Genomic DNA, 2,486 nt, shown 5'->3' with positions numbered 1-2,486 from the left:
GGTCCCGCGCTGATAGATCCCGAGATGATCGGTCCCGAGATGATCCGACCGGAAGCACATGCTGGGCAGGCGTTCCGACTCGGCGGTGACGAGTTCGTCATTGTGCTGCCCGGGGCCGACTCCCTGACGATGCGCCAGACCGAGCAGCGGGTGCGCGAGTTCGTCGAGGCACCCCTCACCGTGGCCGGCAACACCCTTGTGGTCAAAGCAACGATCGGCCTGGCGTCCTCGCAGGCCGTCGGGGGCGCCGGCTCGCACAGTCCCGAGAGCGTGGTCCGGCACGCCGATACGGACATGTACGAGGCGAAGACGAGCGCCCGGGCCCGACGCTCCATCTCCCCCGCGGCGCGATGACCTCCGCTCTCCCGAGGCCCTCGGTCGCCCTGTCGACGTGCGCGGGATTGTCGCGCTTCACCGCCGGTGAGGTCGAAGTAACCGACACGTCGTCAGTACCCCCCGACCCACAGATCACACGTTCCGGAACACGTTTGCCGGCAGCCTGGTAGGGCCAGCCGCCGGGACCTGCAAGGATGGCGGCGCGGGAAGCCCGGATCGCTCGCCGGCCCGGGATGGGATCCATGATCAGGAGCGAGCCGCCTTATCGTGAAGGAGCACGCCATGTCCGTATTGGGCCGTTTCCGATTGGACGGTCGGGTCGCCGTCGTCACTGGGGCGTCCTCTGGTCTCGGGGTGGACTTCGCCCGGGGCCTGGCCGAGGCCGGCGCGGACGTGGCCCTGGGCGCACGCCGGGTCGACCGGCTCACCACCACCGCCGAGTTCGTGGAGAAGGAGGGCCGCCGCGCCCTGCCCGTCGCCACCGACGTCACCGACCCCGCTTCCTGCGAACACCTTGTCGCCGCCGCGATGGAGACCTTCGGCCGGGTCGACATCCTGGTCAACAACGCCGGGATCGGCACCGCCATCCCCGCGCTCAAGGAGACCCCGCAACAGTTCCGCTCCGTCATCGACGTCAACCTGGGCGGCTGCTACTGGATGGCGCAGGCGGCGGCGCGGGTCATGCGACCCGGCAGCAGCATCGTTAACATCTCCAGCGTTCTCGGTCTGACGACCGCCGGCCTGCCGCAGGCGGCCTACGCGGCGAGCAAGGCCGCACTCGTCGGCCTCACCCGTGATCTGGCCCAGCAATGGACCGGCCGACGCGGCATCCGGGTGAACGCGCTGGCGCCGGGTTTCTTCCACTCTGAGATGACCGCCGCGTACCAGCCCGAGTACCTCGGGACCCAGTTGCCGAGGGTCCTCGGCGGACGCTTCGGTGAACCGGAGGAACTGACCGCGGCGCTGCTCTTCCTGGCCTCCGACGCCGGCAGTTTCGTCACCGGGCAGACCCTTGCCGTCGACGGCGGTTTCACCATCACCTGAGCCCTCCGTCCATATCGTCCGACTCGCCAGGAACGATCGTCCTACTCGCCAGGAACGCCCGCCGATCAGGTCTCGAGCGGCATGAGTTCGGCGGCGAAGGCGTCGAGGAAATCCGGCCATCCGCCGGGTGTCGTGACCGGATGAACGACGAACTTACTCATCCCGGCGGCAAGATATTCGGCGATCAACGAACGCGCCGCGTCACACCCGACCGGGAGGAGTCGCTCGGGGTCGACCTGCGGGTAGCGCCGCCGCAGTGCGGCAAACGTCTCCGCGGGCGGCGTGGGGATGGCGATCCGCAGGAGATCAGACCCGGCGGCCGTCGATGCCGGGCACCGTCGCCAGCTCGTGGCGCAGCTCGGCCACCACCCCGGCGACCAGCAGTTCCCGCAGGACGCCGCGGTGGTCCCCACCGATCCGGCGGATCGCGGCGGGTCCGGTCAGGACGCCCCGCCAGGCCTCGATCTCGTCGTGGTCGTCGGCGAGCCAGACCGTCGTCCGGCCATCGTAGGTGCGGGGGCGGTAGGTCATCGTCAGAATGCGCCCCTGGTTGTAGAAGACGTCGTACTGGTGGATCCCCCGGAAGCGGACCACGCCGGCGAGCGGCAGCTCGACGAGTTGGCGCAGGCGGTCGACCACCACCCCGCGGGGTCAGCGTGGGCCCATCGTCGGCGGCGAGTGGGCCGATCCCCCGACCGGCGTCGGGCGGCGCTGGGGAGTCCGGATGCGCTCCCTCCAATTGACTGGTCGGCACGATCGCCCCGGATCGGGTCAGCCGCGAGGTACCCGGCAGATAGGTGTCGATCAACGCTGGCAGGCCGACCTCGTGGCCCGCTTTCCGGAGGACCTGCGCGGCCTCGAACGCGATCAGTCCGCCGAAGGAGTGCCCGGCCAGCAGGTAGGGACCCGTCGGCTGGAGAAGACGGATCTCTCCCACGTGCCGCCGGGCGGCTGCCGACACCGACCAGTCGGGGACGCCCCGCCGTTCCAGGGCGTGCGCCTGCATCCCGTAGACTGGCCGTTCGCCCGCGAAGTACCGGGCGAACGGGAGCAGACCGATCGCCGGCCCACCAGCCTCCGGGAAGCAGAACAACGGGGTGCCGGAA

Annotated in this window: 3 protein-coding genes and 1 pseudogene; 2 read left to right on the top strand and 2 right to left on the bottom strand. The window is 70.1% G+C overall.

What is annotated here, in order from left to right:
* A partial coding sequence (locus AC08ON_RS11240; RefSeq protein WP_476616924.1) for a diguanylate cyclase domain-containing protein occupies positions 1-354 on the top strand: 354 nt, incomplete at its 5' end.
* A gap of 264 nt (positions 355-618) precedes the next feature.
* Positions 619-1,380 (top strand): SDR family NAD(P)-dependent oxidoreductase, encoded by a 762-nt coding sequence (locus AC08ON_RS11235; RefSeq protein WP_476607241.1) that lies wholly within the window; start codon positions 619-621, stop codon positions 1,378-1,380.
* 306 nt (positions 1,381-1,686) lie between these two features.
* On the opposite strand, the gene AC08ON_RS11230 is transcribed toward AC08ON_RS11235, so the two are convergent.
* A complete protein-coding gene (locus tag AC08ON_RS11230) occupies positions 1,687-2,022 on the bottom strand; it encodes a hypothetical protein (protein ID WP_476607244.1) in 336 nt (111 codons plus the stop codon).
* Positions 2,023-2,206: 184 nt separating this feature from the next.
* Positions 2,207-2,473 (bottom strand): annotated as a pseudogene (locus AC08ON_RS11225) (thioesterase domain-containing protein); the annotation flags it as partial.
* Positions 2,474-2,486 lie beyond the last annotated feature (13 nt).

The sequence above is a fragment of the Frankia sp. CoWAU3 genome, from assembly GCF_977971855.1.
Note: the sequence above shows the minus strand (reverse complement) of the source record. Positions and strands in the feature narration are given on the sequence as shown.